The 1,562-nt window shown below is 67.9% G+C and carries 1 protein-coding gene; it reads right to left on the bottom strand.

Annotated elements, in window-relative coordinates:
* A partial coding sequence (locus AB0G02_RS39505; protein ID WP_360805436.1) for an RICIN domain-containing protein occupies positions 1-1,562 on the bottom strand: 1,562 nt, incomplete at both ends.

Below are 1,562 nucleotides of genomic sequence, written 5' to 3'. Positions count from 1 at the left end.
GGCGACGATGGTGAAGTAGCCGTCACCGGTGGGCCGCAGGTACCACATCTGGTTGGTGCCGCCGTTGGCCGACCACTGCTGCAGCTGCAGGCCGACCGTGCTGCTGCCGGCGTTGACGTCGAGCACCTTTCCGGAGGCGTTGTAGCGCAGGGTGTAGGCGTCCTGCGTGGTGCTGATCGTCCACGTGGCGGTGCCGCTCTGCTGGATCGCCTTGGCACCGTCGGCGGTGGAGTTGCCGGCGATGGCGAGGGGTTTGCCGCTGTTGCGGTTGACGATGCGGTAGGTCCCCGGTGCGGGTCCGGTTCCGCCGCCTCCGCTGAGGTTGAAGTACTCGACCGCGTCGGTGAAGGCGGTCCTGCCGGACTTCGTGGTCGACAGCTGCAGGTACACGCGGTTGCCGGTGGCGGGGGTGGTGAAGGACACCGGCTGGGTGACCCGTGAGCCGAGCGGAACGGTCAGGGTCGTACTTCCGGACGCGACGACCGCGCCGTCCGGCGCGTCGAACCGCGCCGTCCAGGTGAAGCCCACCGAAGTGTCGGCGAAGTCGTCGTTGAAGACGGTGATGTTGCGGGTGACCGTGGCGTTCCGGGCGTAGCTGGGCACGGCCTGCGGCAGTGGGAAGGTGCCGTTGGAGTCCGAGACGCCGGAGGCCGACCAGTAGGGGAGGTCGACCGCGGCCACCGGGTTGAACGCCGCCTGCACGCGCTGGAACTGCGGGTTGCTCCAGGGGTCCGGGAGGTTGTCCGCGCCGTAGACAGGGCGACCGCCCTCCTCCGGGACGAAGTCGCCGGTGCGCACGCCGGGGATGACGCTGGCCCAAGCTGACAGCAGCGTGTACGGACGCAGGTCGGTGGCGCCCTTGCCGCGCTTGGCCAGGGTTGCCGTGGCAAACCACTCGAAGCCCTGCTTGGTGTTGCATGCCGGCCAGATGTACTCGCCCTCGCCGTCGGGCCGCCCATTCACGGTGATCAGGCCCTCCCCGTACCTGCCGAAACCGTCGACGTAGTGCGGGATCACCGCGAAGTTGGCGTACGTCATCCCGGGATACAGGCTGACATTGTTGCCGACGCCCACCTCGACAATGATCGGCCGGGTGCCGTCGGCGCCGTTCATCGCCGCGTACAAGTCCTTCTCGAACTGTTCGGAATCCTGGCCGCTCTGGTTCGGCTCGTTGTTCTGACTCCAGCGGATGACCGCGGGGTGGTTGCGGTCGCGCAGGACCAGCGCACGAGCGTGGTTGATCATGTTGTTGCGCCCGACGGTCTCCCTCCACTCCTGCGAGGATTGGGAGCCGCGAATCGCGACCTCGCCGATGACCATCAAACCCATCTCGTCGGCGACATCCAACATGTACGGGCTCGCGGGCTCTTGGTGGATGCGCACCACGTTGAAGTTCAGCCGCTGGTAGTTGTCCACCGCCTGGGGCCAGCCGCCGTTGCCGGGCGACGGGGGCAGGAAGCCGGGCAGGGTGTGGTACGCGTCGCCCTTGCCGCCGTAGTTGACCCGGTCGTAGTCGGCACCCTGGAGGTTGTCGCCGATGGCGGACGACACGATCTGCCGCC

Origin of the sequence: Actinosynnema sp. NPDC023658 (assembly GCF_040639995.1) — a bacterium.
In the GTDB taxonomy this organism is placed as follows: Bacteria; Actinomycetota; Actinomycetes; order Mycobacteriales; family Pseudonocardiaceae; genus Actinosynnema.
The sequence above is the reverse complement of the archived record's forward strand: the minus strand, read 5'-3'. Positions and strand labels throughout refer to the sequence as shown.